General features: G+C 60.1%; 29 protein-coding genes. 11 read left to right on the forward strand and 18 right to left on the reverse strand.

Translation table 11 applies throughout. The annotated features are described in order from the left end of the window. From CN673_RS19045 to CN673_RS19070, 4 genes are all read left to right on the forward strand, one after another. Positions 1–737 (forward strand): MFS transporter (locus CN673_RS19045; RefSeq protein ID WP_503128308.1); only part of this gene is annotated, 737 nt, incomplete at its 5' end. Positions 738–1267: 530 nt separating this feature from the next. Then, positions 1268–2803 (forward strand): MFS transporter, encoded by a 1536-nt coding sequence (locus CN673_RS19055; RefSeq protein WP_245410001.1) that lies wholly within the window; start codon positions 1268–1270, stop codon positions 2801–2803. A 10-nt stretch (positions 2804–2813) separates the two neighbouring features. Further along, entirely contained in the window at positions 2814–3356 is a 543-nt protein-coding gene (locus CN673_RS19060) for a TetR/AcrR family transcriptional regulator (RefSeq protein WP_099868007.1), read from the forward strand. A gap of 357 nt (positions 3357–3713) precedes the next feature. Beyond that, positions 3714–4298 (forward strand): recombinase family protein, encoded by a 585-nt coding sequence (locus tag CN673_RS19070; protein WP_099868008.1) that lies wholly within the window; start codon positions 3714–3716, stop codon positions 4296–4298. A 17-nt stretch (positions 4299–4315) separates the two neighbouring features. On the opposite strand, the gene CN673_RS19075 is transcribed toward CN673_RS19070, so the two are convergent. From CN673_RS19075 to traA, 6 genes are all read right to left on the reverse strand, one after another. After that, entirely contained in the window at positions 4316–4618 is a 303-nt protein-coding gene (locus CN673_RS19075) for a hypothetical protein (RefSeq protein ID WP_157928959.1), read from the reverse strand. Then, positions 4615–4887, reverse strand: coding sequence for a thermonuclease family protein (locus tag CN673_RS19080; RefSeq protein ID WP_245410002.1), 273 nt, complete (start codon positions 4885–4887; stop codon positions 4615–4617). The genes CN673_RS19075 and CN673_RS19080 overlap by 4 nt, the downstream gene beginning before the upstream one ends. Positions 4888–4979: 92 nt before the next feature. Then, a complete protein-coding gene (locus CN673_RS19085) occupies positions 4980–5612 on the reverse strand; it encodes a lysozyme family protein (RefSeq protein WP_099868011.1) in 633 nt (210 codons plus the stop codon). Positions 5613–5625: 13 nt separating this feature from the next. Then, positions 5626–6801, reverse strand: a complete 1176-nt coding sequence (locus CN673_RS19090) for a conjugal transfer protein TraB (RefSeq protein WP_245410003.1) — start codon at positions 6799–6801, stop codon at positions 5626–5628. After that, positions 6770–7303, reverse strand: a complete 534-nt coding sequence (gene traF / locus CN673_RS19095) for a conjugative transfer signal peptidase TraF (RefSeq protein WP_099868013.1) — start codon at positions 7301–7303, stop codon at positions 6770–6772. Before traF ends, CN673_RS19090 begins: the two co-directional genes overlap by 32 nt. After that, on the reverse strand, positions 7300–11343 hold the full coding sequence (gene traA, locus CN673_RS19100) for a Ti-type conjugative transfer relaxase TraA (RefSeq protein WP_099868014.1): 4044 nt from the start codon (positions 11341–11343) through the stop codon (positions 7300–7302). The genes traF and traA overlap by 4 nt, the downstream gene beginning before the upstream one ends. A gap of 113 nt (positions 11344–11456) precedes the next feature. Here traA and CN673_RS21380 point away from each other — a divergent pair, with 113 nt between their 5' ends. The 3 genes from CN673_RS21380 to traG are packed head-to-tail and all read left to right on the forward strand — an operon-like array spanning position 11457 to position 13984. Then, entirely contained in the window at positions 11457–11810 is a 354-nt protein-coding gene (locus CN673_RS21380; protein WP_245410004.1) for a TraC family protein, read from the forward strand. A gap of 16 nt (positions 11811–11826) precedes the next feature. Continuing rightward, positions 11827–12114 carry a conjugal transfer protein TraD gene (locus tag CN673_RS19110; protein ID WP_099868015.1) on the forward strand — a complete coding sequence of 96 codons (288 nt, stop codon included), beginning with the start codon at positions 11827–11829 and terminating at the stop codon, positions 12112–12114. Beyond that, on the forward strand, positions 12035–13984 hold the full coding sequence (gene traG / locus CN673_RS19115; protein WP_099868016.1) for a Ti-type conjugative transfer system protein TraG: 1950 nt from the start codon (positions 12035–12037) through the stop codon (positions 13982–13984). Before CN673_RS19110 ends, traG begins: the two co-directional genes overlap by 80 nt. 135 nt (positions 13985–14119) lie before the next feature. On the opposite strand, the gene CN673_RS19120 is transcribed toward traG, so the two are convergent. The 7 genes from CN673_RS19120 to CN673_RS19150 all read right to left on the reverse strand — a co-directional run bounded on the left by CN673_RS19120 (position 14120) and on the right by CN673_RS19150 (position 20564). Next, complete coding sequence (locus tag CN673_RS19120) at positions 14120–15214, reverse strand: flavin-containing monooxygenase (protein WP_099868017.1); 1095 nt, start codon at positions 15212–15214, stop codon at positions 14120–14122. 95 nt (positions 15215–15309) lie between these two features. Continuing rightward, complete coding sequence (lspA, locus tag CN673_RS19125; RefSeq protein WP_099868018.1) at positions 15310–15783, reverse strand: signal peptidase II; 474 nt, start codon at positions 15781–15783, stop codon at positions 15310–15312. Positions 15784–15785: 2 nt separating this feature from the next. Next, positions 15786–16529 carry a cytochrome c biogenesis CcdA family protein gene (locus CN673_RS19130; protein WP_198586069.1) on the reverse strand — a complete coding sequence of 248 codons (744 nt, stop codon included), beginning with the start codon at positions 16527–16529 and terminating at the stop codon, positions 15786–15788. Positions 16530–16643: 114 nt separating this feature from the next. After that, the gene (locus CN673_RS19135) at positions 16644–17258 is read right to left on the reverse strand and encodes an SCO family protein (RefSeq protein ID WP_099868019.1); all 615 of its coding nucleotides are present in this window, start codon (positions 17256–17258) and stop codon (positions 16644–16646) included. Continuing rightward, a complete protein-coding gene (locus tag CN673_RS19140; protein ID WP_024587411.1) occupies positions 17255–17758 on the reverse strand; it encodes a copper chaperone PCu(A)C in 504 nt (167 codons plus the stop codon). The genes CN673_RS19135 and CN673_RS19140 overlap by 4 nt, the downstream gene beginning before the upstream one ends. Further along, positions 17751–18365, reverse strand: a complete 615-nt coding sequence (locus CN673_RS19145) for a cation efflux transmembrane domain-containing protein (protein WP_024587410.1) — start codon at positions 18363–18365, stop codon at positions 17751–17753. Before CN673_RS19145 ends, CN673_RS19140 begins: the two co-directional genes overlap by 8 nt. A 66-nt stretch (positions 18366–18431) precedes the next feature. Beyond that, positions 18432–20564 carry a heavy metal translocating P-type ATPase gene (locus CN673_RS19150; protein ID WP_099868020.1) on the reverse strand — a complete coding sequence of 711 codons (2133 nt, stop codon included), beginning with the start codon at positions 20562–20564 and terminating at the stop codon, positions 18432–18434. Between the two features lie 219 nt (positions 20565–20783). On the opposite strand from CN673_RS19150, the gene CN673_RS19155 reads away from it, so the two are divergent. From CN673_RS19155 to CN673_RS19165, 3 genes are all read left to right on the forward strand, one after another. Then, complete coding sequence (locus CN673_RS19155; protein ID WP_099868021.1) at positions 20784–21224, forward strand: disulfide bond formation protein B; 441 nt, start codon at positions 20784–20786, stop codon at positions 21222–21224. Next, entirely contained in the window at positions 21221–21880 is a 660-nt protein-coding gene (locus tag CN673_RS19160; protein ID WP_099868022.1) for a DsbA family protein, read from the forward strand. The genes CN673_RS19155 and CN673_RS19160 overlap by 4 nt, the downstream gene beginning before the upstream one ends. Before the next feature lie 72 nt (positions 21881–21952). Continuing rightward, positions 21953–22369: a MerR family transcriptional regulator gene (locus tag CN673_RS19165; protein ID WP_099868023.1), complete on the forward strand. Its 417-nt coding sequence runs from the start codon at positions 21953–21955 to the stop codon at positions 22367–22369. A 251-nt stretch (positions 22370–22620) separates the two neighbouring features. Here the strand turns inward: CN673_RS19165 and CN673_RS21140 are convergent, their stop codons facing one another. From CN673_RS21140 to CN673_RS21145, 4 genes are all read right to left on the reverse strand, one after another. Then, positions 22621–22779 (reverse strand): hypothetical protein, encoded by a 159-nt coding sequence (locus CN673_RS21140; protein WP_198586070.1) that lies wholly within the window; start codon positions 22777–22779, stop codon positions 22621–22623. A 405-nt stretch (positions 22780–23184) separates the two neighbouring features. Then, positions 23185–23382 (reverse strand): hypothetical protein, encoded by a 198-nt coding sequence (locus tag CN673_RS19170; protein ID WP_099868024.1) that lies wholly within the window; start codon positions 23380–23382, stop codon positions 23185–23187. A 66-nt stretch (positions 23383–23448) separates the two neighbouring features. Continuing rightward, the gene (locus tag CN673_RS19175; protein WP_099868025.1) at positions 23449–23793 is read right to left on the reverse strand and encodes a DUF736 domain-containing protein; all 345 of its coding nucleotides are present in this window, start codon (positions 23791–23793) and stop codon (positions 23449–23451) included. 270 nt (positions 23794–24063) lie between these two features. After that, entirely contained in the window at positions 24064–25449 is a 1386-nt protein-coding gene (locus tag CN673_RS21145; protein WP_198586071.1) for a BID domain-containing protein, read from the reverse strand. A gap of 32 nt (positions 25450–25481) precedes the next feature. Between CN673_RS21145 and CN673_RS20975 the strand changes: the two genes are divergently transcribed. Continuing rightward, positions 25482–25712, forward strand: coding sequence for a hypothetical protein (locus CN673_RS20975; protein WP_157928960.1), 231 nt, complete (start codon positions 25482–25484; stop codon positions 25710–25712). Positions 25713–25785: 73 nt separating this feature from the next. On the opposite strand, the gene CN673_RS19190 is transcribed toward CN673_RS20975, so the two are convergent. Then, the gene (locus CN673_RS19190) at positions 25786–26670 is read right to left on the reverse strand and encodes an ArdC family protein (RefSeq protein ID WP_099868073.1); all 885 of its coding nucleotides are present in this window, start codon (positions 26668–26670) and stop codon (positions 25786–25788) included. Positions 26671–26803 lie beyond the last annotated feature (133 nt).

Below are 26803 nucleotides of genomic sequence, written 5' to 3' on the forward strand. Positions count from 1 at the left end.
GCACGGTCTGCTGGCCGCTATCAGCCTTATTTCTCGAGCATTTAGGCTGGCGCGGGGCGTGTCTGACCTATGCTGGCATCCATCTAACAATCTGCCTGCCGCTCGTGATGCTGGTTCTTCCAAGCAACGGCAGGCCAAGGTCGACTGGCAGGAAAAACGAAACACCGCGCATCGACATGCACGGTCAAGAGCGCCGCGCCTATCTCACAGTGATGGCGATTACGGTACTGGCCGGGCTGGGCGTCACTATCATCTCTGTGCATCTGCTCACCCTGCTGCAGCAACGCGGCCTATCGCTGGCCGAAGCCGTTGCGCTCGGCGCGCTGATTGGCCCCGCGCAGGTCGCCGGCCGGATTTGCGAAATGGCGAGTGGGGGAAAACATCATCCGTTCTGGACGCTTTTGATCGCTTCCGTGCTGAGCGCGGCAGGGATGACGATGCTCGCGGCGGGCTTCCCCATCATCGGCCTATCGCTCATCCTCTATGGGGCCGGCAACGGCATCTTCTCGATCGCAAGGGGGGCGCTCCCGCTTGCCCTGTTTGGACCTTCCCGCTATGCGCCGATCATGGGACGGCTGGCCCGCCCCGGTCTTGTCGCCCAGGCTATTGGGCCAACATTAGGCGCGATTATGCTTTCAGTTGTTGGGACAGACCGAACACTTGTGGTGTTGGCAGCTCTCGCCGTTGCCAATCTTGTTCTCGTTGCGCTGCTGTGGAAGCCAGTCAAAGATAACTGAGCACCGACCGTGCGTTCTAAGCAACGGTCGCAAAAATCCTAAGTCGTGCGACGCCGCGCTATGGCAGCTTCCGACCCCATTTCGGCAGTTCCGAGATCAAAAGCGGCTTCCTGAAAGCGGTCGTTTCCACCGGGCTCGAGTGCTAGCATAGTCGGGGCCGACTGCTGACTGTCCGGTTCTGGCGATCGACCAGCGGTAAGCTGCCGCTCCGCACCCGACCCCTTCTCGGTCGCTCGGATGACTGCCGTCCCCACGCCAGAACCGGACATCAACGAACAGGTGTGGGTTCAGCGTCAACCACCTGCATGGCGACACGCTGCCTGCTGATCGCCAACCCGACGGTGACCAGGATGAGAACTACCCCGGCTACGAACAACGGCCCCATCCCAATGAGGCTACCGATTCCGGATTTGGCGGCGAGCCGGTGCGCCGAGTCCGGGATCCGAACGATGCCGTTCGCCTGGATCGACACGACGGGCGTCACACAGATTTCGCTTGAAACTTTACAAACTAGTTGGTAAAGTTTGGGGATGAACAACCCCGATGGCGTAACGATGACCTCCACCCATTCCAACCGGTGGCTCCTGCTCCTGACAGTCGGCGCGGGCCTCCTCCTCATCACTCTCGACAACTCGGTGCTCTACACCGCGCTGCCGACCCTCACACGCGAGCTCGGCGCATCCGCGGCTCAGGGCCTCTGGATCATCAACGCCTATCCGCTCGTCATGGCCGGGCTCCTGCTCGGCGCCGGCACGCTCGGCGATCGCGTCGGCCATCGGCGCATGTTCCTCGTCGGACTGGTCCTCTTCGGCCTAGCGTCGCTCTTCGCCGCGTTCGCGCCCTCGGCCGAGGCCCTGATCGCGGCACGAGCCTTCCTCGCCGTCGGCGCGGCGGCGATGATGCCTGCGACGCTCGCCCTGATCCGGGTGACGTTCGAGGACGAGCGCGAGCGCAACATCGCGATCGCCATCTGGGGCTCGCTGTCCGTCATCGGCGCCGCGCTCGGTCCGATCGTCGGCGGCTTCCTGCTCGGCCACTTCTGGTGGGGCTCCGTCTTCCTCATCAACGTGCCCGTCGTCGTCGTGGCGTTCTTCGCGACCCTCGTGGTGGCCCCGAAGATCGCGGGCGACCCGAGCCAGCCCTGGGACATCGTCTCCTCGCTCCAGGCGCTGGTGGCGCTCTCGGCGCTCGTCATCGCCATCAAGGAGATGGCCCACGCGGGCAGTTCCTGGGTCACGCCGGTCGTGGCGTTCGGCGTCGCGGTCGTCGCGGCCACGGTCTTCACGCGGCGCCAGTTCCGCATGACCTACCCGCTGCTGGACTTCTCCATCTTCCGCAACAACGCGTTCCTCTCGGGCACGTTCGCGGCCGCCTTCTCGCTCTTCGCCATCGGCGGCGTCGAGCTCGCGACCACGCAGCGCTTCCAGCTCGTCGAGGGTTGGACGCCGCTGGACGCGGGTCTCCTGGTGTCCGTCGCGGCTCTCGGCTCACTGCCGACCGCCATCCTGGGCGGCGCGTTCCTCCACGTCATCGGCTTGCGCTTCCTGATCGCGGGCGGCATGGCCGTCGGCTCGGTCTCGATCCTGCTGGCGACCTACGGCATCGACCACGGTCTCGGCTGGCTGATCGCCGGGCTGTTCCTGATGGGGGCGGGCGTCGGCGCCTGCATGTCGGTCGCCTCGACCGCCATCATGGGCAACGCTCCGGTCCATCGGGCGGGCATGGCCTCGTCGGTCGAGGAGGTCTCCTACGAGTTCGGGAGCCTGTTCGCCGTCACCATCCTCGGCAGCCTGCTGGCCTACCTCTACACGGTGAACGTCATTCTTCCCGACGGCTCGCCGATCATCGCCCGCGACAACATGGCGGCCGCGATCGAGGCGGCGAACGCGATGGCGGGCGACGGCGACAGTCTGCGCTCGGCCGCGAGCACGGCCTTCGACAACGCCTACATCGTCGTCCTCTATACGGCGGCGGCGGTCCTGGCGGCCGGATCGGTCGTGACGGCCGTTCTCCTGCGCAACTACGGGCCGGGGTCTGAATCCTCCGCCTACCAGACGGTCCATTGAGGAGCACGGGATGGCCAGAGCCAGCAAACGCGACGACGTCCTCGAAGCCGTCGTGACCATCATCGAGCGTGACGGCCTCACCGCCGTCACCCTCGACGCCGTGGCGGAGGAGATCGGCATGACTCGGGCCGGGCTCCTCTATCACTTCCCGTCGCGCGAAGCGCTGATCCGGGCCACGCACGAGCATCTGACGGGCCAATGGGAGCGGGAGCTGGTCGCGAGCGCCGGCAAGACCGCGGCCGAGGCCAGCGAGGCCGAGCGCCACCTGGCCTACGTCAACGTCTCTGTGAAGGCCGCGCGACGGGTCGAACTTCTACTCATGCTCGAGAGCTGCGAGAACAAGGAGCTCGGCGACCTCTGGCAGGACGTCATCGATCGCTGGGCGCCCCCCTTCCCGGTCCCGTGCGATGACGCCGCGATGAAGCGGTTCATCGCACGCCTCGCCGCGGACGGGCTCTGGATGCACGAGGCGCTTTCGTCGCGTCCGGTGTCGCGGGAGCTGCGCCGGGATGTCATCGCCCGCCTGACGGACCTTCTCGACGGCGATGCCTGAGGACGGCGTGGAGAACGAGCGCAGACCATCGAACACCGGAGGTCCCATGCCGATCTCGATCAACGGCAAAGCTTACGACGTGCCTGCCGACGCGCGGGTCTCGCTCCTGGACCTCCTTCGCGACAGGTACCCATCAACGTTGCCTGCCCTCCAGCCGGCTCATGAGAACGTCCGCTCATTCGCGTCCGACACCCGAAACGGACTGTCCGCTTTCCACCCCGTAGCCGCCATCGATGTCGCATAAATTGTAATTTATGCGACAGGTTTACCATCCCCGGAAAACCCAATGATGTTCCGTCGCATGTCTTTGTCGCAAGTGATATTAAACCTACGACATGATTTGCGACAGGAAGGCACATGAGCCGCCAACCACAATCAGATACCGACAGAGTTCTAATTGGATATGCACGCGTCTCGACAAGGGGCCAAGATTTAGACCAGCAGCGCGACACACTTCGGGCGGCTAACTGTACCCGCATTTTTGAAGAAAAGGCGTCAGGGGCGAAGCGTGACCGGCCCGAGCTGGTGCGGATGCTCGATCACCTACGCGCAGGCGACGTGGTGACCATTACCAGGCTGGATCGCCTTGCTAGATCCACGGCGGACCTGCTGGCAATAGCGGAGCGTATAAAGGAGGCCGGAGCGGGTCTGCGATCCCTAGCTGAGCCGTGGGCCGATACTACGACGCCTGCTGGGCGGATGGTGTTGACTGTTTTCGCCGGCATCGCCGATTTCGAGCGCAGCCTAATTGTTGAACGCACGAGCGTCGGACGGATGGCAGCAAAGGCTCGCGGCGTACGATTTGGGCCGCGCCCTGCCCTGTCGGGAGAACAGATCGCACACGCCAGACAGCTCATAAGCGACAACGAGAAATCAGTTTCAGAAGTAGCTCGCCTCTTAGGGGTCCATCGTGCAACGCTCTATAGGGCTCTGGCTTCGTAACGGTAAACATCCATGGGTCAGCGGCCATGCTTTCCTCCGGCGAGGCAGTCATGGCTCCACGCGAAGTCCACGCTCGGAAACGATGCTGCAAAAGCCGCCGCAACGGCGGCCATCTGATCGTCGGCAATCCAATCGTCCGCCATGTGAATGAGCCGCAGAGCGGGCAGCCGTCCAATCCATGCAAAAAGCTGATCGCGCTGCATCGACTGATAAAACCGCGCCCCAATATGCAGGGATTCGACTTGGCCCAAGTTCGCGGTGTCTCGCAGCTCTATAAATGCTTCCGGTGTGCCGATCACCAGAGTTGTGCTGTCGCTCAACACCATGCCTCGCGTCTGCCGCCCCACGTGCGGGCAAGCCCTTCACTGACCAGAACGTCGCCGGCGTCCACTCCGTTGACACTCACGGCGGCAAGTGTCCGGCCATATCGGTCGGTGCCCTGCCGGTGAATGACGATCTGTTGGCCCGCCATTAGCTCGGCCAGTCGATTCTTCGACTGCTGGGCGAGATCCGTTTCGTAAGCGCACTGCCCATCAATCTCAGGCGCGTCGATGTTGAAAATGCGGATCGCTTCTGCTTCGCTGGTCATGCCAAGCCGAAGTGAATCGCCATCCCAAACCCGGATTTCGGCCGGTTCGCATTGGAAGGTGCAAGGCAGGATGGTGACGATGATATGGCTGTTCATTGGTCCGATGTGTTCTCGCGATTGTGAGCGCCGATGCCTGTAAGATCGATCCGGATAGATGCGGAATTAGGGTCTTGCTCGCTAAATGGCGGCTCGGATGGCCCCGCCTCTGTTTCGACCTGGGCGGCTTCGGCCGTTCCCGGCTCGGCATGCGACGTCGAGCGTTCGGGGGTCATAACCTCAACGTCCGGATCATCGGCGTAGAACACGCGCTCGCCCTCGAACCAACCGGTTCGATAGGCAATGATCGCGTCCTCGAACGCTGGCTCTGCTGGGCCGCCATACCATTCGGTCACAACGCGCAGCACCTTGCCAAACAACTCGGTGCCCATGCGTAGATTTTCGCAGTTATCGAACAGGTCATAGCCGATCTGGCTGACCTCAGTGACGCCGAGGCCAGCCGGATATTGCGTCAGGCCGACGCGGACATTGGCCTGTCCCACCCATTCCTGAGTGGTTGCGACAGCCTGCTCGACCGTTTCAGGCTTCGGCACCAAAATGGTGCGATTGCCCTGTGACACGAATACGGTCAGGTGGTCGGACGCGTTCATTTCGGACACGAACTGCTGCACGATCTCGACCTCGAGGCGGGGATCGGCACACATCTGAATCAATTCGGGATCGATCATCGAACGCTCCGTTTCAGTGGTTGAAGGCCAGGACCAAAGGCAGGCCAAACAGCGAGGCCCACGCCTCGGCGCTCGCCTTCTGGATCGGGACAATGTTGGTATCGCCAGTCCACCATCCGTTGCCTGTTGCGACCATGACCTCGGGGTCAAAAAACATAGATTGCAGGACCGGCCAGATGATGAGTTGTTCGTAGCAAATGAGCGGCAGGATCGAAACACCGGCGAAGTCCACAACCGGATTTGCGAAGAAATGCGCGTTCGCCCCGCCTGTCGTCCAGGGTTGCCACATGGACACCGGGACCGGCATTCTCTCGCGATAGATGACCTCGGCCCCTGCCCCGCCAATTTCGACCATGACGTTATCGTAGCCTGTCTGGTCAATGACGATAGCGCCACCGTTGACCACCACGTCCAGCCCGGCCAGCTCCCGCGTCCAAAGCCGCTCGGTTGTGGCGGTCCAGATGCCTAGCGCGCTCTCGGGCAGAACTATGGTCTGTGCGCCCCGCCCTGCGGCCTCCTTCACCTTGGCGATCGTTGCCATGTGTTGGTCATAGTCGGCGTACTGGCCCGCCTCGGTGAACTGGAAACTGGTATTGATCCCCGCCCATCCTTCCGGCACGGTAGGCGGTGTCCAAGTTGCGGCGGACCAGAAAAACGCTCCTGCCCCCAGAAGCGTAGCGATCGGCCAGAATTTCGTCGTCATGACGAGTAGGCCGGTCGCTGTCGCGGCCAGCCCGAGCCACCCCCACCCCGGAAACAACACCCCCGCTGCCGTGATCGGGCTTGCCCAGCCGACAATACCGAATGGCGGCACGCTCATAAGGATGGCGGCGACGAGATACCGAACAGGGAGCTGCCAGTCCGTCCTTGCAGTCCAGAGCGCCGCGTGGACACCAACGAACATGAGCGAGGCAGCGAACCAGAGCGCCAGCCCCATCGACATGTCGGAACCATAGAATATCGCGGTGCCGACGGGCAGGCCTCGCGATGCGCCAAGAAAATGGGCGAGCGCAACGAGAGCGGCAACGCCGCGCGAGGGCGCGAAAGCCCATAGTGCCGGGAACAGAAATCCGACCGCTAGAGCGAGGGTGTGACCGCTCCAACCGATCGCACCGGTTACAACGCCGCCCGCGATGAAGGCCGCCGATAGCGTGATGCTATGGGGCGTAGGTGAGAACTTCCCGGGCAAGCCCAAGCGTCCCCTCGGCCGGGATCGGCCCGAAATAGCGTGAATCATAAGAACCAACGAAATCAGAGTGCAAAAACAGGGAGCCATCTGTCACTACGCCGCCGTCGTGGATCGGCATCGCGCGGCCCTCGGCGTCCGCATCGAGGACGGCAGAACGGGCAAGCGGTTCGCCGTCAATGATGACCTGGCCGTCGATCACAATGGACTGGCCGGGCAGAGCAGCAACGGTTTTGATGAGCGGGCCGGTGCCTGACGGACACAATCCGCGCGGCAAGTATCCGCGTTCCAACCCCAGCTGCGATGTGTCGCCCGCTGGCGGGCAGACAAAGAGGCGATCCCCTACCCTGATTTCGCGGTCCAGCGGCTCGATTTTCCATAGGCCGTACGCATAGCTTGGCGTGAAATTCACGCGATAGCCGCCAAGCGCGAAGGCGGCGGCCATGCAGGCGAGCAAAAGAGCGCTGGCGCCGATGACCGCGATAGCTGTGCGCCTTTTTGTCATCGGCTCATCCCCGGCCCGCGCGCAAGGGTTTGCGTCTGCGCTCTCGCCTGCGCGCGTTCCTGTCTTTGCTCATAAGCCGCCACTTGTTGGGCGGCGTGGAATAAGGGCCATGCCGTTGCGAGCTTGGACCGGTCGCCTTCGGCAACCTTGGCCGCTGCGGCTTCAAACGCCGGGCCGTTCGGTTCCTTTGAACCAAAGCTCCGCTTCCCGAACTTCTCGTCAAGGGACTTGTTGAGGCGGTCGATCTCGCCCTTGGCCATCTTATCGGAAAGCGCATAAGCCATGCCGGCGTCGATATCGTTGCGGTCAATGGCATCACGAACCCGCTCAAGCACGTTGTTGCCGACCGCTGATATCGCCGGCACGTCCACCCGTTGAAGATCTCGCTCGCGCGACAGCTCGACAGTGCGAAGATCGGCAATCTCGCCCCGGAGGCGAACGTAATTGCCGATCTGAGATTGCAACGCGGGCACATTGTTGACGGCACGCTCCCGCTCGGCCTTGGCAGCGCCGGAAGCGAACAGGCCCGTCTTGCCGCGCAATGCGCCGTAGGCTTCGGGGTCGCGGCCAAGCTGGTCGTTGATCGCCTTGGCCGCTGACTGGTCGCCCTGCAACGCCTTTTCGAGCTGCATGGACGCCATTGCTTCCTGCGGATTGTCATAGACGTTCTTCATCCGGTCCTGAATCTGCGACCAATGAATGGTGAGCTGGGCGTCCCCTTGCATTTTTGCCTCCACTGCTTGAGGGATCGAAAGCCGCCATGTCGCGCGCCCGCGCAACCATGGCTGCGAGGGTGCAGGCGATGCCTGCACGGCGGCGGGTTGTTGCCGACTGATGCGCTCGACAAAGGCGGCGAGCTTGCGGCTTACGCTGGCCAGTCGGTTCCGCTGACGGGCCAGCCAACGGGTCTGATTGAGCACCGCGGCCTTCATGACGCGGGCGCTTTGCAGGCCGCGTCGCGTCGCGTAAGCGACGGCCTGGCCATAAAGTTTAGTGCCGGCGAAATCGAGCGTCGTGGACTTGGCGGCCGACCGGGACAGACGGGAAACCAGTTGCCCGAACAGGGCAGACTTTTCCGGCTCACGCGCAAGACGAGCTGCACGCTCTGCGGCCAACTCCAGCCGGGTTGCCTCCCACACGTTGCGCTCGACAACGCGTTCCTCGAGGCGGTTCTTTCCCGTAACCGGATCTTTCGCCGTCACCTTCACGGTGACTTCCTCTGTCCCGCTGCGCTGCAATCTTACGGTATCACCAATCTCGACCCCTGCCCGCTCAAGGGCGGCGGGCAACGCCACGCCCCATAGCCGATGAATGATCCCATCGGGGGCTTTGATATCGGCATAGGGCGTGGGCTTGGCGTCAGGTTTGTCGCCAAAGCTTTCCTGGCCCGTGCCGATCAACTCGCCGGTCACGCCGGACGCGTGGTCGACCTTGCCAGTTTTGCCGAACAAGGCTTCGGCCCCAACGCGGGAAAGCGTCGGGTCGCCAGCCTCGACGATGCTGGCGGTCCAGACATTGCGCTCGGCAAGCCGGTCCTCAAACCGCTTTTCGCCGGTCGCGTCGTCCACGACTGCGACCTTGACCGTAACCTCGTCGGTTCCGTTGCGGCGAAGCGTTATCGTGTCGCCAATTTTAGCACCAGCATTCTCTACGGCTTTCGGAAGGCTGACGCCCCAAAGCCTGTGAGTGGTCCCGGTCGGGTCTTGCAGGTCAACATAGGGGCTGGGCTTGGCGTCGTCGGTATCGCGGAATTTTGCCTGACCCGCATCGACCATAAGACCGATTATTCCGGCGGCATGATCGACGCGAACGGTGCGTTTGAATTCGTCGGCGCCGGCGTAAAGCTGAACCGCGTCGCGGTGCCGGGTGAGCGCCACATAGGTCAGGTGGCGGTCAAACATGGATGAGGCGAGCACCTTCACCTTGTCGATCGTGACGCCCTGGGACTTATGGATTGTGGTCGCATACCCATGATCGAGCTGGGCATAGATATGCTGTTCGACCTCGACCCGTCGCCGGTCCTCTCCGACCTCTACAGTGACCTTGCCACGCTCTGCCTCCACCACACGCCCGATCATGCCATTCATGACACCAAGCGAGCCCTCGTTCTGCAGGAATACGATTTGATCGCCCGCCGCGAAGTTGCGAACGCCATTGGCTGTGCGGAACTCGTGACCGTCCTCGATTACGCCTTTGGCTTTAAGCCCTTCGCGGGCAAGCGCGTTCAGAGCGGCCACGTCTTTGCGCATGAACGCCATCATGAGCGTGGTGCGGTTCGGATCATAATCCGCCACCCAATCGGCAACCATGCTCGATATGGCCTCGTCCTTTGTGGCCGTCTCGATGACATGGCCACGAGCCTGATATGCGGCCAGAGCGTCGCTGACATTACCGCGCGCCAACGCCATGGAGGCGTCTCGCATCCACTGCTCTCGCTGCCGGTAAATGGTCGATAGCTCGGCAAATCCGATCTGTTCAGCCAGAGCGCGGAAGGCCCCGCCCGCCTCGATGGGTTGAAGTTGATCGGCGTCACCAACAAGAACGATCTTGGCCCCGGCATGAGCGACAGCCGATATGAAATCGGCCATCTGTCGCGACGACACCATTCCCGCCTCGTCCATCACGAACACGGTCTTATCGTCCAGGTGAAGCCGTCCCTGTTCCCATTGAAGCGCCCATGAGGCGAGCGTACGGCTCTCGATTCCGGCTTCTTGTTGCAGCCCCTCGGCCGCCTTGCCCGCAAGCGCACCACCCACGACGCGGTAGCCGGATGCCTCCCAAATCTCGCGCGCGGCTTTCATCATCGTGGTCTTGCCTGCGCCGGCACGACCGACGATCAGGGCCAAGCGTTCATTGCCAGTCGCAAGCTCAATGGCAATGCGCTGTTCGCCCGAAAGCTGGCTATGGGACGCCAGCACTTCATTGCGAATATGGCTTTGCGATCCGAAGCTGCCATGCGTGGCAAGGTGCTTGGCCTGCTGTGCCATCGTGTCTTCGATCCGCACCATTTCGCGGGTCGCGAACTGGCTCGGCCTAACCTGCCCAGTCTCGAAATCAACACCCTCGCCCGCCAGCATGACCAGCTCGGGGCTGGCCATTATGCGGGCAAGAACGTTCTGAAACTGCTGCCCATCGTCAATCCAGCGATGCAGATGCTTGGCAATATCGCGCTCATCAAAGACGCTCTTTTCGCGCGAAACGGCATCGATCACGATCTCGGGTCTGCGCGCTATTCGAGCGGCGTTGTCCCTTCGCAAATCCTCGTGCAGCGCCATGCGATCAAGGTCCGCTTCGCGCCCCTGCGCCTTGGCTTCTTTCGCGATATTGCGCGTGCGGACGCCGACCTTCCCCTGCGGCGTAAGCTCAATCCCCTGCTCTGCGTAGGAGTGATGGTCGACACGCGCATCTATGCCGTGTTGGGCAAGATGCGCGTTTTGAACCTGTGCCCAGGCGGCACGAATTTCGTTCAACGTCGCGCGGTCGCCTGCCCATAGTCGATACTGGATTTTGCCATCTTTACCGCGCTGCGGATTGCCGTCACCATCCAGAACGGCAACCTTCTTCGCGCCGAACCCTTCCTCGGTCAGCGGGCGCAACGTGGTCATGATGTGGACGTGAGGATTTGCCTCTACATCGTGATAGACCCAATCGGCCACCATGCCACGGGCTAGAATTTGCTGACCGATGAAGTCGCGAACCAGCTCGATATTCTGCGCCTCGGTCAACTCTTTCGGCAGCGCCAGGACAAACTCTTTGGCAAGCTGCGCGTCCATTCTGGCTTCGGACTGCTCGACCTTATTCCAGAACGCCTCTGCAACCTCCGATGCACTACGCCCTTCCATCATCTGATGCAGCCAGACCGGCGCATCATCGGGGGCCATGAACTCGGTATGACTGACATTCTTCTTGTTCGAAAAGTCCGCGATCCTATCTTCGCGTTCGAACTCCATCTTGGCGGCATGACGATAGGCAGCGGCGGCAACAACGCTGCGCCCGCCGCCCCGGCTGATGATCTGACTTTCCAGATGGTAGATCGCCACTAGTACCAACCCGGCGCATCAGCGCTCAAGAGTTGGAAATGGTGGTTTGGCGATCCGCCCAAGTGAGCCTCCCGGCCAACGTCGCAACGCGACGTATAAGCGCGCATTTAGAAATGAACCAAAAAAGCACCGGCAAGCCGGTTCAATCATTCTTTCTGCCCTTCGGGCACAGATATATTGCATATTTGGATATGGCTGCGCTACAATTAATCCACCTATTTGCGATCAAAGAAAGGATCATTGTGGCCAAGCGTTCAAAGACCCCAGCACAGATAAAGGCTGAAATAGCTAAGCTTTCAGCCGAATTGAAGCAGGCCGAAGCGCGCGAAGGTGAGCGTATCGGCGCAATAGCGATCAAGGCGGGGCTTCATGAAATAGATGTATCCGATGCTGACTTAACGCAGGCTTTTAAGGATATAGCCGCGCGATTTCAGTCCACGAAAAAAGAGCCTAAGCCGACGGCTTAAAGGTCGGATCAGACAAATGGAGCGGGAGCTTCAATCAGCCAGTTCGGCAGATCGCCGAAAAGACGCCCATGAAAAAATCCTCCTCGGCGGCCTGGTCGCCAAGGCGGGCCTTAGAGATGAGGACAAGGCCGTCATTCTTGGCCTTCTGGCTGAAGCTGCCGACGCATTGAAGGACAAAGAGACGCGCGAGCGATATCGACAGCGCGGGAAAGCAATCTTCGACAATGACAGGCAAGCGGCTACTAATGCTGGCAGCGCCGGCAGTCCTGATGATCGGAGCGTTCATCGCTCTACTCGGGAGTGAAAACTGGTTCGCGCAATTCGGGTCCACGGAATCGAGCTATCAAACATGGGGCCGCATTGGCCTCGCCGTGCCGTACATTCTTGCCGCCGTGCTCGGGGTGTTGTTCTTGTTCGGGTCGCGAGGCTCGCTTGCCGTGCAGGCAGCGGGCCAGGGCGTCATCATCGGCGCCCTAGCCCCTGCCCTCTTTGGGGTTGTTTCTGAATATCTGCGGTTGACCAGCATTGGCATTCCCGCTGACACACCCCTCGCCTTTCTCGACTATTACACCAGCGGCGGAATCCTCGCCTGTGCGTTCGTTGCGCTGTTCGCCACGCGCGTTGCGCTGCGGGGCAACGCGGCGTTCGGTGGCAGCGGTCCTCGGCGTCTGACGGGGAGCCGGGCAATCCATGGTGAAAGCGAATGGATGAGCGAGGCGGCCGCCAAGACGTTGTTTCCAGCGTCGGGCGGTATCGTTGTCGGTGAAGCGTATCGACCGGACAAAGATAGCGTCGGCTCCGTCAATTTCGATCCGCGCCGAAAAGAGACATGGGGCAAGGGTGGCACTAAGCCCCTGCTCGGCTTTGATGCAGGATTCGGCTCGACGCATGGTCTGGTTTTCGCAGGTTCGGGCGGATTCAAAACGACGTCTGTGGTGATCCCGACTGCGCTCAAATTCAAGGGATCGTTGATCGTTCTCGACCCATCTACCGAAATCGCGCCGATGGTCAGCGAGCATCGCGATCGTAACGGGCAGATGGTCTATACCCTTGATCCCAAGACCCCCCATTTCGGATTTAACGTCCTCGACTGGATTGGCCAGCACGGCAACACGCCAGAGGAAGATATCGCCTCGGTCGCGGCGTGGCTGATGAGCGAAAGGCCGCGTGTTACGTCTGGTTCTGATGACTTCTTCCGGACCTCGGCCGAACAGCTCATTACCGCGATCATTGCCGATGTAGTGCTGGGCGATAATCCAGAATGTGATGAAAACGAGGATGGGACGACTTCACGCGAACGGTCCTTGAGAACGGTTCGGCGTCGGCTGGCCGAACCGGAAGAAACGCTCAAAAACAAGCTCGAGGAACTGCATAACGAAACCTCTTCGCGCTTCGTGCGGGAGGTGGTCGCTCCCTTTACAAACATGACGCCACAAACCTTTTCCGGCGTTTATGCGACAGCCGCCAAGGAAACGCACTGGCTCTCCTATGAGAACTATGCGGCGGTCGTTTCGGGCAACTCATTTAAGACCGACGATGTAGCCGATGGGCGCTCCACGGTGTTCATCAACATCGACCTGTCCACGCTCGAAAATCATCCCGGCATGGCCAGGGTGATTATCGGCGCGTTCCTCAAGGCGATCTATAACCGCAATGGGGATATGCCTGAACGCGCCCTATTTCTACTCGATGAGGCGGCACGGCTGGGCTACATGCGGATCATCGAGACGGCGCGCGATGCGGGCCGAAAGTACGGTGTCACGCTGTTGATGCTGTTCCAGTCGCTTGGTCAGATGCGCGAGGCATTTGGCGGTCGCGATGCGACCAGCAAATGGTTCGAATCTGCATCGTGGGTTTCATTCTCCGCGATCAATGACCCCGAAACCGCCGAATACATATCCAAGCGCTGCGGCACGACGACGGTGGAAGTCGGCCAAGTTTCGCGCACGTCGCGCGACATGGGGTCGTCGCGCACGCGCTCGATGCAGCTTTCACAAAGGCCGCTGATCCTGCCCCACGAGATCACTCAAATGCGATCGGATGAACAGATCGTTTTGACGAGCGGCAACCCGCCTCTGCGCTGCGGGCGCGCGGTCTATTTCCGGCGACCGGAAATGCTGCGCGTTGTAGGTCAGAACAGTTTCGGGCCGACCAAAACGGGGACCAAGAGCTAAACGGAAGTGCACGCGCCCAAATTCTCACAGGCTCGACCGTCGCAATGCTGAGCGCACAACTCAGGGCAGGTATCGACCCCGTCCCAGTCGCTCGTGTGGTCGGTCATCACTCCTGAAACCGGACCTTCATCGTCATCAGCGCCTATCGCCGCCGAAGCAGTATTGCACGCATAAGGCGACAATTACGGAAGCATCTTCGCCGGCACCCATGACGAGGGCTGAAGCACGATTCCGCTGCCATGGGCGACCTAGATGAAAAAGGCCAGGTACTGGAGCTAACCCGCCCTCTTGCAGAAAGCTTCCGTTGGGATGCGTACTGCCTGGAATCTGGAGCCAAGCGCTGTCGTCGCGGTATCCAATGCACCAAATGACAGAATCAATCGCCCGTTTAGACTTATCGGAAAAGGTAGCGGTTCGGCCGTTTGCTGACACCAAGCGTCCCGAGATGGCCACGCCCATCCGTTGCAGGTCGCCAAGGCTGCGTCCCCGGTCAGGAAATGGGTCGGCGCGCCGCATCAGGCGGCCTATCGCCGAACCGGGCGTTGCTCTCATCAAGCCGAGTGCGCGCAGCCACCACCACGTGCTCTTGCCCAAAATACGCTCCGGAAACAGTCGTCGGCCGCGTCCAACAGCCAGTACGACGTCATGGGTAGCGGACAGTTCCGCCGCAATGTCGCGCCCGCTTGCTCCATCTCCCACGACGAGAACGGTGCCAGTCTGGACGTCAGCAGTATTGCGATAGCTCTCCGGTGTCAGTTGCGTAACTGCACTGTCGAACTCGGTACCGATCGTTGGGAGAATCGGTTCCTGAAACGCACCCGTCGCGACGATCACCGCCTTGGCGATTATGTGCCTGCCATCATCGAGTTGCGCGGCGAAACGCTCATCAGTTTGGCGTTCGAGCTGAGCCACGCCATTTCCGGAGAGCACGGGTAGGTCGAAATGGCTGGCGTAGGCTTCGAGATAGTCCGCAAACTCATCTCGCGCTGGATAGCCTTCCGGATCGCCGTCGAGCGTAAGACCGGGCAGCGTACTAAATGCGCGCGGGGTGAACAGGGTCAACGAATCGTAGCGACAGCGCCAACTGTCGCCAATGCGGGCATGGCGATCAACGATTACGAATGAAAGCTTTGTTCTGGCAAGATGGTAGCCGGCAGCGAGCCCCGCTTGACCAGCGCCGATCACCAGAACGTCTATTTCCTGCAAAGCTTGGGTCACGGATACCTGCAATCACGCTCCTGGTGGCCGGGACCATCGGAGCACCTTTGGGGTTGATTGTTGCCTGCCAGACGCCGGAGCTTGGATCTTTCCATTGGGCCGAGCCACTATGGGCGTGTCAGGAAACGCATTTCCCTCCTGAATGCATCGAATAATAAGAGCATAACCCCGAGCACGATCGCCGTGTCAGCAAGGTTGAAGGCAGGCCAATGAATTCCTCCGATATGAAAATCGAGGAAGTCGGTAACGCCGCTGTGACGTAGCCGGTCGAGCATATTGCCCAAGGCACCTCCAATTATGAGGCCCAGAGCCACGGCCGTTATCGGTTGTCTTTCCCGGCTCGCCCATACCAAAAGCATAAGCACGATTGCCAGGGTGATTCCGACAAGGAGCCAAGGCGGCGCTTCGTTGAAAAGTCCGAAACTGACACCCGTGTTGCGCCCCAGGACCAAGTTGAAGAAGCCCGTGACGGATATTTCCGTATGGCCTTCCATCACTTGGATCGCCCACCACTTGGATAACTGGTCAGCTCCGAAGGCGATGGCGGCCGCGAGCGATGTATATTTTAGAACTCCACGCATCGTCAGCCGATCTGACCCAAAGCGGGGAAAGTAATCAGGAGCCAAATAGCGAAGCGCGTGAGTTGACCGGTCATCATGGCAATTCCCATAACAATCATAATTACGCCCGCTAACACTCGTAAGTATCGGCCAGCCCAACGTAAGGTTGGCATGCCTGCAATGAAGCGCTGCATGAAAAGAGCTGCCAAGATAAATGGCACTCCGAGCCCCAAGGAGTACACAGTCAACAGGATTGCGCCGGTTCCGACAGTCGCATTTGCAGCTGAAAGTGTTAGAATAGAGCCTAGTACCGGCCCAATGCACGGGGTCCAGCCAAAGGCGAAGGCCAATCCAAGCAGGTAGCTCGTCCAAGGGCCAGCAACGTGCGGCCGGGGATGAAATCGCATTTCACGATCAAACCACGGGATAGGCACCAAACCTGTTGTTACCACACCGAAAATGATAACGACCGCGCCGCCTATTAGGTTGGCTTCGTACAGGTAGGAGCGAAATAAGGCCCCCAATGCAGTTGCAGTAGCCCCTAACAACACGAAGATCGTTGTGAACCCGAGGACAAAATAAAGACTGTTGACGAGAGCCTGCCAGTTTGCCCTCAGACGATTTTGAACAGCAGGCTCCATGCGCGCGCCACCAGTGACGAACGAAATATAGCCGGGAACAAGGGGCAGAACGCACGGCGAAAGAAAGGAGATCGCCCCCGCAGCAAACACCGTTAGTAGGCCGACAAACGTGAAATCCAAATCCATCTACTCCGAAGCGACTATCAGCGCCGCTGTCGCGGCGCTCGCTGAGATGAGCAGCGCAGAAGCCCCAAAGGCACCTCTGACAGTGGGCGTCATCATCACATCATCGTTCATGCGCTACCCCCCCGCCAAACGCCGGAGCTTCTGCAATCGGGTCTCGCGCGGCTCATGCATGTCGAGCGTGCCCACGAAATTGCTTTCGGCATCCATCATGTAGACGCCGGCGGTGTGATCCATCGTGTATTCGCCCCCCTCCAGAGGCACTTTTCGCGCATAGGCGGCAAAGGCCTTCACTACGGCGTCCGTTTCTTGTCGATTTCCCCGCAGTGCGAGGATGCGATCATCAAAGGCTGTCATGTATTGAGCCAGCAATTCTTGGGTGTCCCGTTCGGGATCGACGGTGAAGAACAGTACGTTGAACTGGTCAGCCACCGGCCCGAGCTCGTTCATGAGATCGCTTAGCTCAAAGAGCGTCGTCGGGCACACATCAGGACAATGGGTGAAGCCGAAGAAGGCAAGATAGGGTTTTCCAGCCAGCGCGGCATTGTCGATCGTCTCGCCTCGATGGGATGTGAGCTGGAACGGGCCGCCGATGGCTGCGATGCCGGTCGAGGACGCTACCGATACGGTTTGCTGTTGCCAGGGCTTGGACACAGACAGGCCGATGAAGAGCCCGCCGACGACGGCGACGGCAATCCAGGTAACGAGACGGAAGAGTTTGATGCCGCTCATTGCGCCGGCTCCCCGTGCCCGTCATGCTCGTTCGTTGTGGCCGGACCTGCACCCATACCCTGCACGGCAAACTCGACCTCGACGGTTCCGGCCTGCTCGAATGTGAGCTTCGCGGCAAACCGTTCCCCTTCCTTCAAAGGACGCGATGGCTTCATGAACATGATGTGCATACCGCCAGGCTGAAGCTCGACCGTCTCGCCCGCCCCGATCTCGACGCCATTTGGCACTGGCCTCATGCTAGCAACCCCATTGCTTACGGCCGACTCGTGGATCTCTACCCGTTCTGACAGGGACGATGAGATCGAAACCAGACGGTCGGCCATGCCGCCATCGTTTGTCAGCGTCAGATAGCCGCCTGCTACCGGCGCGACCGGCGGAGTCGCGCGCGACCACGGATGATTGATGGTGATCGAACCGGCCTGGAAGTCGTGACCCACAGCAGGAGAGATCGACACTGCAAGGGCAAGAAAGGCGGCGGATAGGGCTCGTGAACTAGTCATGTTGTTTACCTTTCTCTCCAGCTTCCCCGGCTTTTTCAAGGATTTCGAAGCCGCTTCTGACAACGACAATAACCACACCCAGGCCAATGATCAGGTCCGGGTAAGGCGAGTTGAAAAGGATCACGGCAAGACCCGAAACAGCGATCGCCGAGTTCACGAGCATGTCGTTTGTCGTGAAAATCCATGAGGCTTGCAGATGCACGCCGCCTTCCCGATGAGATTTCAGGAACCACATGCAGACCATGTTCGTAAGGGCGCTTGCGATTGCCACGGCAATCATGATCGGCCCTATAGGATCGGAGCCAGTGAAGAAGCGTCGGCCGACTTCAAGCAGAAGGAGACCGGCGAATACCATCAGGAGGATGCCCGACAACCGGGCAACGCGAATCTTCGCCGCCAAGCCGCGCCCTACAACGAAAAGACTGATGGCGTAGACACATGCATCGCCTAGATTGTCGAGCGCAGAGCCCATCAGCCCTGTTGATTGAGCCCACCAACCCAGGCCTCCTACAATGGCCGCCTGGGCAGTATTGATCGCAAGCACCCATGCGAGCGCCCATTGTTCGCTCTTCTCAGATGATTTTGCATTCCGGGGCTGATTGCTCATTATTTACACATCGGCTTTCTCGGCAGGAAGCAGAAGCCGCAACCTGCACGCGCTCACTGTTTAAGCTCATTTGTCGCGGGTGCCGCGCCACGTCAGCAGGCGCAGCGCATTGGCCGTAACGAGGACCGTAGCGCCCGTATCGGCAAGGATGGCCATCCAGAGCGTGGTAACTCCCAACAGAGTCGTCACGAGGAAAACAGCCTTCAGCCCAAGGGCTAATGCGATGTTTTGCCAGATATTGCCGAGCGTCGCCTGCGACAACCCGATGAGATCGGCGATACCCGTCACCCGGTTTTTGAGCAGCGCGGCATCGGCGGTTTCAAGCGCAACATCGGTGCCCGCGCCCATGGCAACGCCAACGGAAGCGGCAGCAAGCGCCGGCGCGTCATTGATACCGTCTCCCACCATGGCAATTGGCCCATCAGTCTTGAGGCGGCCGATCTCGGCAAGCTTGGCATCGGGCAGAAGTTCGGCTCTCGCCTCAAGGCCGAGGTGAGCCGCGATGGCGTCGGCCGTGCGCTTGTTATCGCCGGTCAGCATCAGAGGGCGCACACCGCGATCCATCAGCCGCTTCACACCTTCGACGGCGTCATCGCGTGGCTCGTCGCGCAACGCGATCAATCCCTCGACGGCCTTGCCCTTCATAAGCACGACGACCGTCTTGCCCTGGCTTTCCAGCGTGGTGATAGTCTGGGCGATGCTCTCTTCAAGGGCAGCCTGTTCGGCGGCGTGGCGGGGAGACCCGACCGAAGCGAAGCCGTCCTTCAACCGCGCTGTGACGGCCTTGCCGGGTGTGGCCATGCCGCCTCCGAAGGTGGCGGGCAATTCGAGCCGGCGCGCCTCTGCCGCCTCCACGATTGCAACCCCGAGCGGATGGCTGGTGCTGCGCTCGACAGCCGCCGCGATGGCGAGGACAGATTTCTCGTCACCTCTGATCGGCACAATGTCTGTCACCTGGGGACGGCCGCGCGTCAGCGTTCCCGTCTTGTCGAAGGCAACGGTTACGACTTTGCCAAGTGTTTCCAGTGCCGCGCCGCCCTTGATCAGCAGTCCCTGCCGCGCGCCGGCGGCAAGACCGGAAGCGATGGCCGCCGGCGTGGAAATCACGAGCGCGCAGGGGCACGCAATCAGCAGCGTCGCGAGGCCGCGATACACCCATGTCATCCAGTCACCATCGAAGGCGAGCGGCGGCACGACAACGATCAGAGCCGCCACAACCATCGCGCCTGGCGTATACCAGCGGCTGAAACGGTCGATCATGCGGGCTGTTGGAGCCTTTGATTCCTGGGCTTCCTCGACCATGTGGATGATGCGGGCAATGGTGTTGTCGGCCGCGACATGGCTGATCGACACCCGCAGCTCGCCATTGGCATTGATGCTGCCGGCATAGACAGTTGCGCCGGCTTCTTTCAGCACGGGCACGGATTCACCTGTTACAGGCGCCTCATCGACCTCAGATACACCGTCGATCACCGTGCCGTCAGACGGCACCCGGTCACCAGGCCGCACAACGACGACATCGCCGATGGCCAGCTCTTCGGCAGCGACCTTCTCAACGGCACCATCACGCTCGCGGAAAGCGACTCGGGGCACGAGATCAATCAACGCCTCAATGCCTGCCCGCGCGCGGCCAGCCGCGACGGTTTCAAGCAGTTCGCCCACTGCGAACAGGAAGATTACGACAGCAGCTTCTTCCGCCTCACCGATGGCGACCGCGCCCAGTGCTGCCACCGTCATTAGTGTCTCGATGGTGAAGGGCGAACCAGACATCGCGCCGGCGATCGCACGCCTCGCGAACGGGATGACGCTGATCAACGCCGCGCCTGAATAGAGCCATTGTTCCCATTCCGGCAGGATACGTGCGAGAGCGAAGGCAAGGACGAACAGCCCGCCGGTAAGAAGGACAAGCCGACCCTTGCTGCCTTTCCACCATGCCTCTGTGATGCGCTTCCGAGGCGGGCTCGCCTTTGGCTCGGCCTGCTCGATCACTGGGCTATAGCCGAGCGCTCGGATCTTTTGCTCAATGGCGGCGAGGGGCGTGCGGTCCTCGTCCAGGTGCAATGCAAGCGTCTCGTTGGCGTAGCTGACATTGATGCCGCTAACGCCCGGCAGGCGTTGCATCGCCGTTTCGATTTTCAACGCGCAAGATGCACAGTCCATGCCTTCTACACGCAGTCTATAGGGGCTCGCTGCCGTCATGGTGTCACCTCGAACATTAGATGTGACACCGCAGATAGACCCTGTAGCAACTACAGGGTCAAGAGCCGACCCTGTTTAATCCTTTTTGCGCGGCAATCCGTGCGAATTCGCCGCACCGCTTCATGCAAGAGACTTGACCCTGTAGTGGGTATAGGGTGCAGAAAGGCTCGATAAGCAAGCTTGATTGGAGCGAAACAGAACGATGCGAAAGCGAGTGCTATGACCACCGGGGCGGGCACGGCTGCAAATAGCTGGGCTTTCGTGTTTCTGGCATGGCTCATCGCGCTTGCCGCCTCGCTCGGCGCTTTGTTCATTGGCGAGATCATGGGGCAGACGCCGTGCAATCTGTGCTGGCATCAGCGCGCTTTCATGTTCCCGCTGGCGATCATCCTGGCCGTTGCTAGCTTAAGAGGCGATGCCAGCGTTTCTTGGTACGGACTTCCATTGGCCGCCCTTGGCGCGGCGGTCGCGGCATTCCACTCTCTGCTTTATGCGGGCATCATTCCCGCAGCCATCGAGCCATGTGGACAAGACGGCCCATCCTGTTCGAGCGCGGATATGACGATCCTCGGCGTTTTGCCGCTCCCTTACCTATCGCTCGCCGCCTTCTTGAGCATCGCCCTTCTTCTCCTTCTCGCGCGCCGGAGGCGTTCAGCATGACCAGACGGTCCATCGTTCTTCTCACTGGCCTTGTCGCATTGATCGTCTTTGCCGGCGGTGCCTTTTTTTACGACCGCTACGGCGGCCACCCGGCACAGCCGGTTGCAGCGGCGCAAGACGATGCGCTTGTCAGGGCGCATTCACCGATCATCGGCCCGGTGGATGCCTCCGTTACGATAGTGGAATTCTTCGATCCGTCCTGCGAGGCGTGCCGGGCTTTCTATCCAGCCGTAAAGCAGATCATGGCGAATTTCCCAGACGAAACGCGCCTTGTCATCCGATACACGCCCTTCCATGAGGGATCGGAGGAAGCCGTCAGGATTCTGGAAACGGCCCGTCTTCAGGACCGTTACGAACCCGTGCTGGAAGCCCTGCTGGCGCGGCAGCCGGAATGGGCCGTGCATGGTGCGCCCGATCTCGAAAAAGCCTGGGAGATTGCGGGGGCGGCGGGACTGGACGTCGAGCAGGCACGGCGTGAGATGTCATCGGCCGAGATCGACGCCGTTCTTGAGCAGGACTTGGCCGATGTCCAAAGCAATAACGTCCGCCAGACGCCGACGTTTTTCGTGAATGGAAGGCTACTGGAATCCTTCGGTCCGCAGCAACTCTACGATCTGGTGCGTGAAGAGGTGGAGAGCGCCAGAGCGGCGCAATAGGCGCGCCCCTCAAGATCGACAGACGTGCAGACCGAGCCTATATTGACCCTGTATTCGCTACAGGGTCACACAATGAGTTCTTCCATTCTGACGATCGGTCATCTTGCGAGGCAAACCGGTACCAAGGTCGAGACGATCCGGTTTTACGAGAAAAATGGCCTCCTGCCGCAACCCTCCCGCACCGAAGGTAACTACCGCTCCTACGAGGAAGTTCACCTGAATCGACTAAGCTTTATTCGACGCGCCCGTGATCTCGGTTTCTCGCTCGATCAGATCAGGGAATTTCTGAATTTGGCTGACGATCGTTCGCAATCCTGCGCTGCCGTCGATGCGATCGCTAAGGAACACCGGAAGGAAGTTGAGCGAAAAATCCAAGACCTGATTGCACTCAAGTCGGAATTGGACAGGATGATCGACCAATGTGGATGCGGTCTGGTCGCAGATTGCAGGATAATTGAGAGCCTGTCTCCGATGCGAACGAGGACCTGATAAACTGCGCCTTGCGCAGCTTACATCCAACGTCCGCTTGGAAGGGTTGACCGCTGGTAGCTGCCGTTCGGCTTCCCACCCCAAAGCGGAAGCCAGTCCGCCCCCGTTTACCACAGGCTCGGCCATCACTACGGCGCTATATGGAAAGCGCGTTCTGGCCTCGCCTGCTCCGCCCGGTTTCCTTGAAACCGGGCTTCGGCCCTCTGGGCTGGAAAACGGGAGCGGCCAGGAAGTTATGATGAAGAGCCGCCCTATTGGGGCGGCTCGAAAAGCGCATTGAGGGCCGCTTCTTCGCTAGCGAGTTCGGCTCGGGCTGCGTCCAATTCGGCTCGGATCGTAGCCATTTCGCCAGCATCCATCGATGTCGCCAATTCCGCCCGAAGCTCCTGAATGTGATCGTAGATCGTCATCGTCGTTACTCCTGTTTGAAAACAGGGTCCGCCCATCGAGAACGTTCGGCTGGGTCCATAACGGCCGAAGGCCGCCAACGGGGATCGGGGGAGCCGATTTTGTTTCGGTGCCAAGGGCGCGGAAACAAAATCGGGGGAACCGATCATCATGGACGCAGATGGACGGTCTCGGTTAAATAGGTCCATGTTGAGAGAGGCACTGCCACAGTGCTCGCCCAGGGCAAGGGGTAGGTTCTCCCCATCCTCGCCGCTGCGCGCCTGCGCGTGGGACCGATCCCGGCATAGCCGCCCTTGCCCTCGGCTGCGCGCTGCGGCCATGCTGAAAGCATCGGGACAAAGGGCATCGCCCCTCGCCCCGCTCGATAAAGTTCGACCCGCCTCCGGCGCGGATCGAACTAGGGGCATCTAAATCGGTGTGCTGACTTTCTCGATCAGCTGGTCCAGCTCGTCAGCTTCCAGCAATGCGACTTCACCGCAATTTCCGGCCAGATACGTAAGTTCTTCAGGGCGGCGATCGAGATTGCGCCAGTGGATCAACGCCGCTTTGATGGTGGCCTGCTCGCTTGTATCAAGCGTGACGCCAAAGGAATGAAGCTTTACCATGTCGGTCTCCCTTGTTGCTCAACCGGGGGCGGCGCTACCGCCGCCGCCCTATTCCGGGCCGGTCCCTTAGGACCGGCGTTCGGTGTTGAGGTATTCGTTGGGGATGACTGCGTAGAGCGCGTCGTCGTCCTGGCCGGGATAGCGGCCAAGGTTCGCGTAGAACCGTGAGTGGCCGGTGTTGATGGTGAGCGTAAAGTAGGGCTGGTCTTCCCGGTTGAGGCGTTCCCAGATGCCACCGATTTCGACGCGGCGGCCGCGCGGGCTCTTTGTGAAAAGCCGGAATTTGGGGGCCTTCTCGTTGTCGCTGGTGACAGGTTCGCCAGTGATGTCGATGTCGAAGGCGATCGTTGCTATATTGCCGATGAGGCTCTTGGTATCGATCTGGATGAAGTTGGAGAGGTTGTCGGTCATCGTTCTGCTCCTTTGATTTCGATTTGCCGATGGGAGCGAAAAAAGAGCGGATACGGCCCTGACCGCACCCGGAGGGCCGAAGCGAAGCGAAGGGCTGAATGACGACGCGATTTTGATGCGCGAGGAGGCCGTAAGGCCGGGGAAAATCGTGGCGGCGTGAGGTTGCTGGCGGGGCCGCCGCTCTTAGCTTCCCATGTCGGCTAATCGATGCAAAACAAAGGGGCCGTCGCTCATGACCGCCCCATCCGATTCATTGCCTGGGATCGATGCTTACCGGATCGGCCCGTTGCGATCTGGTGCTTTCTGGTTGACCTGGGCGCGTTCTTGCTCGCGCAACTGAGCCACGCCCTTATCCAGTTTTCGCACAGTGTTCCGCGCTTCTTGCAGCGTCGATTGGTCGACACCGTGTTTTTCGGCAAGACCGGGCTTGAGCTTGACCAGCGTTCGCAAATGACCAGCATCATCGCCAAATCGCTGATCGAACGCCTTCACTGCGGCTTTCAGCTCGGATGCCTGCTGATCGGTCAATGGCTTTCCCAAACGGATCGCTTCGGACAGGGATTCCGACGGCAGTGGGACGGCCTGTAGGCCACGGCGGGCCAGGTCGTGCTTATCGTGGCTGATCTGCTCGCGGACCGAATGGATGAGAGCAACATACTCGCGAAGCTGCGATTTCAAAGCATATTGCATGGCAACTGCGTTGCGATGCTCCTGACGTTCCTCCCGTCCAGAAAACCGCCCGTCCTTGCCACGGAACTCTCCGAACTGGCTGGGATCGGTGGCCAGTGCTTCGGCAACGGAATTTGTGCCGATGCGGCCAGTGAATGCCGCTTGTTCAGTGGCGGCAAGGATTTTGGCTGAATCTGCAAAAACCTGCTGCGCAACATTATGAAGGCTGGTTTTTAGACGCTCGTAGCAGCGATTATTTGCCGCTGCCGCATTGATTTCCGCGAGGGTGACAGTGGCGTCGATCTCTCGAGCCGGTATTAGGATATTGGATGCAGGGGTAGTCATAGTCTCTGGCCCGAGGCCGGCGATCGTCTGTAACCGCATGACGTTGGCGCTGCGATCTAATGCGCCATCGCGGACAAAGGGTGAAAGGTAGGAATCGAGATGCCCCTTGACGGGGCTCTGCAATTCGTTGGTGAGGGCCGATAGATATGCCGATTTCTCGGTTTGCGACCAATCAATATGGATGCCTGCCCGCCGACAAAGCTCGGCGTGAACAGTCATGATGGCCCGGCCATTTCCGTCAATAAAGGGATGGGCGTGGGCGAGATAGCCCATGATTTCACCGGGGCGATCTCGCATGACCGCTGCATTTTGTCCGCGATCGAGCGCATGATTGGCGGCGAGCTCGATGTCGAACGGATGGCTGAACAGTCCATTGATGCCGGCTTTGGTTATTTCCAAATCAGGCGCGTTCACGCGCCGATCTTCACCAGCCCAAGGGTAGATCTCGGAGAACAGGATCGAGTGAACCTGTTGCAAGTCAGCGTATTCGAGGTGATCGCGCGATGCCAAAGCATCCATAGCTCGCGCGACATTGCCGCGAAAAGCGGAATGTTCGAGTTGCTTGACCTTCTCTAAATCTGATTGCGCTGCGTGGTTTCGTAAGTATCCGCGGCTCGCAAAGTCGCCGAACGGATCGAACATCAGCGAGGTGAACGCTCGTCAAGATATCGGGAATGCAGACGGGTCAGCTCGATGCCGTCGACCTGACCGGACTTGCGCAAACCGACGATCAATTCTTCAACCTCGTCGAGTGTCACATCGTCACCGGCAAGGCGCGTCACATCATCCGCCCAATCGTCCAATTGAGTACGGACGACACCTATTTCGTGCTTCAAGGCAAGATCGCGAACAACCTGCTCAGCGCTGTCATGCCTGATTTTCTCGGCTACCTGAGCCATGCTTGAACCTCATATTTGTTTAGAGTTATAGCACATATAAACTGGCAAATCGACAGCTCCTTAGGGGTATTAGGGTGGCCTAAGCGGCCACCCTGCCCTCCTGCTGCTGATGCAGATAATCAGCGGCGGCCTGTGCCCGCGATGCGGCCCGGAAGATGGCCTTCTTGTCCTCTTTGAGACATTTCAGCCAGCTCGCCAGATACGATGCGCTCTCATCCCTAACGCTAACCGCAAGCGAAAGGTCGCTGCAAATAAAGCAGGCGGTAATTTCAGCGATTAATTCTTCGAACGCATAGCCCTTGGTCTGCATATTGGTGCTGCTGATGCGATCGAGGCGACTTTTGCCACCTGTCCAGTGGGCCAACTCGTGGAAGAGCGTCCCATAGTACGCCTCGGGGCTGACAAAGGCCGCGAAGGGCGGCATCTGGATTTGGTCGGTTGCGGGAATGTAGCAAGCGCGATTTCCGCCGTGGCTGATCGCGGCTCGGGTATTGGTGGCAAAATCGTCAGCACGTTTGATGCGCTGTTCGACAGGGAGCGGCGTGTGTGCGGCGTAATGTTCGTCCGCTAGCCCGTCGATCTGGCTGAGATTGAAAACGGTGTAGCCCTTCACGTACGGAATTTCGCGGTCCTCGTCCTCGGCGGCCTCGCCCTTCTTGGTGATGGTGCCGTACTTGACGATGAGGGTTCCCCGCTCTCCCTTGCGGACCTGGCCGCCAAGTTCCTGCGCCTGCCGGTAGGTCATGAACCGCTCGTACTCAAACCCGTGTTCGGCTGTCGCCAGCCAGAGCAGAAGCACATTGATCCCGCGATATGGCTCGCCATTGGAGCGAAGTGGGCGGGGGAAATTGGAGCCGATATGGCTGGCATTCCAAGGCTTGACCCAGGGCCGTGTCCCAGCCTCAAGGGCCGAAACGATCGTGTTTGTAATGCGCTGATAGGTATCGATGCGTGTCTCGCTCATGGTTGCCTCCTTGGCCTCGTCTTGCTGACGGAGGCTCGTGAGACGGGCCCTTGAGCTGCCCGCGCACCCGAAGGGCCGCAACGCAGTGAAGGGCATCGGCGGACGGAAAATTTGCTGCGCGAGGAAGGCCGAA

Source organism: Neopararhizobium haloflavum (genome assembly GCF_002750855.1).
Classification (GTDB): Bacteria; Pseudomonadota; Alphaproteobacteria; order Rhizobiales; family Rhizobiaceae; genus Georhizobium; species Georhizobium haloflavum.

Excerpts from the sequence above, each read along its gene's own strand:
- CN673_RS19170 (WP_099868024.1), bottom strand. The coding sequence starts at position 23,382 with ATGGTAAAGCTTCATTCCTTTGGCGTCACGCTTGATACAAGCGAGCAG.
- CN673_RS19070 (WP_099868008.1), top strand. The coding sequence starts at position 3,714 with ATGAGCCGCCAACCACAATCAGATACCGACAGAGTTCTAATTGGATAT.
- CN673_RS21145 (WP_198586071.1), bottom strand. The coding sequence starts at position 25,449 with ATGTTCGATCCGTTCGGCGACTTTGCGAGCCGCGGATACTTACGAAAC.
- CN673_RS19165 (WP_099868023.1), top strand. The coding sequence starts at position 21,953 with ATGAGTTCTTCCATTCTGACGATCGGTCATCTTGCGAGGCAAACCGGT.
- CN673_RS19140 (WP_024587411.1), bottom strand. The coding sequence starts at position 17,758 with ATGACTAGTTCACGAGCCCTATCCGCCGCCTTTCTTGCCCTTGCAGTG.
- CN673_RS19055 (WP_245410001.1), top strand. The coding sequence starts at position 1,268 with ATGAACAACCCCGATGGCGTAACGATGACCTCCACCCATTCCAACCGG.
- CN673_RS19130 (WP_198586069.1), bottom strand. The coding sequence starts at position 16,529 with ATGGATTTGGATTTCACGTTTGTCGGCCTACTAACGGTGTTTGCTGCG.
- CN673_RS19190 (WP_099868073.1), bottom strand. The coding sequence starts at position 26,670 with ATGAGCGAGACACGCATCGATACCTATCAGCGCATTACAAACACGATC.
- CN673_RS19175 (WP_099868025.1), bottom strand. The coding sequence starts at position 23,793 with ATGACCGACAACCTCTCCAACTTCATCCAGATCGATACCAAGAGCCTC.
- CN673_RS19150 (WP_099868020.1), bottom strand. The coding sequence starts at position 20,564 with ATGACGGCAGCGAGCCCCTATAGACTGCGTGTAGAAGGCATGGACTGT.
- CN673_RS19060 (WP_099868007.1), top strand. The coding sequence starts at position 2,814 with ATGGCCAGAGCCAGCAAACGCGACGACGTCCTCGAAGCCGTCGTGACC.
- traF (WP_099868013.1), bottom strand. The coding sequence starts at position 7,303 with ATGACAAAAAGGCGCACAGCTATCGCGGTCATCGGCGCCAGCGCTCTT.
- traG (WP_099868016.1), top strand. The coding sequence starts at position 12,035 with ATGACAGGCAAGCGGCTACTAATGCTGGCAGCGCCGGCAGTCCTGATG.
- CN673_RS19085 (WP_099868011.1), bottom strand. The coding sequence starts at position 5,612 with ATGATCGATCCCGAATTGATTCAGATGTGTGCCGATCCCCGCCTCGAG.
- CN673_RS19080 (WP_245410002.1), bottom strand. The coding sequence starts at position 4,887 with ATGACCAGCGAAGCAGAAGCGATCCGCATTTTCAACATCGACGCGCCT.
- lspA (WP_099868018.1), bottom strand. The coding sequence starts at position 15,783 with ATGCGTGGAGTTCTAAAATATACATCGCTCGCGGCCGCCATCGCCTTC.
- CN673_RS19155 (WP_099868021.1), top strand. The coding sequence starts at position 20,784 with ATGACCACCGGGGCGGGCACGGCTGCAAATAGCTGGGCTTTCGTGTTT.
- CN673_RS20975 (WP_157928960.1), top strand. The coding sequence starts at position 25,482 with ATGCAGACGGGTCAGCTCGATGCCGTCGACCTGACCGGACTTGCGCAA.
- CN673_RS21140 (WP_198586070.1), bottom strand. The coding sequence starts at position 22,779 with ATGACGATCTACGATCACATTCAGGAGCTTCGGGCGGAATTGGCGACA.
- CN673_RS19135 (WP_099868019.1), bottom strand. The coding sequence starts at position 17,258 with ATGAGCGGCATCAAACTCTTCCGTCTCGTTACCTGGATTGCCGTCGCC.
- CN673_RS19145 (WP_024587410.1), bottom strand. The coding sequence starts at position 18,365 with ATGAGCAATCAGCCCCGGAATGCAAAATCATCTGAGAAGAGCGAACAA.
- CN673_RS19110 (WP_099868015.1), top strand. The coding sequence starts at position 11,827 with ATGGAGCGGGAGCTTCAATCAGCCAGTTCGGCAGATCGCCGAAAAGAC.
- CN673_RS21380 (WP_245410004.1), top strand. The coding sequence starts at position 11,457 with ATGAACCAAAAAAGCACCGGCAAGCCGGTTCAATCATTCTTTCTGCCC.
- CN673_RS19160 (WP_099868022.1), top strand. The coding sequence starts at position 21,221 with ATGACCAGACGGTCCATCGTTCTTCTCACTGGCCTTGTCGCATTGATC.